General features: G+C 77.4%; 1 protein-coding gene and 1 pseudogene. Both read left to right on the top strand.

What is annotated here, in order from left to right; all coding sequences use genetic code 11:
- Positions 1–586: pseudogene (locus G5C62_RS27195) on the top strand (AMP-binding protein); the annotation flags it as partial.
- A partial coding sequence (locus G5C62_RS27190) for a 1,4-dihydroxy-2-naphthoate polyprenyltransferase (protein ID WP_164703437.1) occupies positions 586–1,124 on the top strand: 539 nt, incomplete at its 3' end. The pseudogene G5C62_RS27195 and the gene G5C62_RS27190, both read left to right, overlap by 1 nt.

Here is a 1,124-nt window from a genome sequence, read left to right as displayed (position 1 = left end):
CCTGCTCGCCGCCGCCCGCCGCGCCGGCGTGCAGGTGCGCACCGCCTACGGCATGAGCGAGACCGCCAGCGGCTGCGTCTACGACGGCGTGCCGCTGGCGGGGGTCTCCGTGCGGGTGACCGACGGGATCGAGCTGGCTGGCCCGGTGCTGGCGTCGGGCTACCGGCTCGACCCGGCCGGGACGGCGGCCGCCTTCCGCGACGGCTGGTTCCGCACCCGGGACGCCGGCTCGCTGGACGACGCCGGCCAGCTCACCGTGCACGGCCGGCTGGACGACGTGGTGATCAGCGGCGGGGTCAACGTGTCCCCCCAGGCCGTGGAGGCGCTGCTGCGCGAGCACCCGTCGGTCACCGACGCCGTCGTCACCGGGCTCCCCGACCCCGAGTGGGGGCAGCGGGTCGTCGCCGCCGTCGTCGCCGCCCCCGGCGCCACGCCGGACCTGGCCGAGCTGCGCCCCTGGGTCACCGCCCGGCTCGGCGCGGCCGCCGCCCCCCGCGAGCTGACGGTCGTCGACGCGCTGCCCACCCTGCACACCGGCAAGCCCGACCGCCGGGCCGTCGCACGCACGCTGAGAGGAACCGACTGATGGCCACCCCCGCCCAGTGGCTGGCAGGGGCCCGACCCCGCACGCTGCCCGCCGCGCTCGCCCCGGTGCTCGTCGGCTCCGGCACGGCGGCCGCGCTCGACGGCTTCCGGCTGGTGCCCGCGCTGCTCGCCCTGGCCGTCGCGCTCGCGCTGCAGGTGGCGGTCAACTACGCCAACGACTACTCCGACGGGAAGCGCGGCACCGACGCCGACCGGGTCGGCCCGATGCGGCTGGTCGGCTCCGGCGCGGCCACTCCGCACCAGGTGCTGGTCGCCGCGCTGGCGTCCTTCGCGGTGGCGGCGGTGGCCGGCCTGGCGCTCGCGGCGGTGTCCAGCTGGTGGCTGGTCGCCGTCGGTGCGGTGAGCATCCTGGCGGCCTGGACCTACACCGGCGGCCCGATCCCCTACGGCTACCGGGCGCTGGGCGAGGTCTTCGTGTTCGTCTTCTTCGGCCTGGTCGCCGTGGTCGGGACGACGTTCGCCCAGACCGAGACGCTGGACGGGCTGGCGTTCGCCGCGGCGGTGCCGATCGGGCTGCT

The organism is Modestobacter sp. KNN46-3, from assembly GCF_011039295.1.
This window is presented reverse-complemented; position numbering and strand designations above follow the sequence as displayed.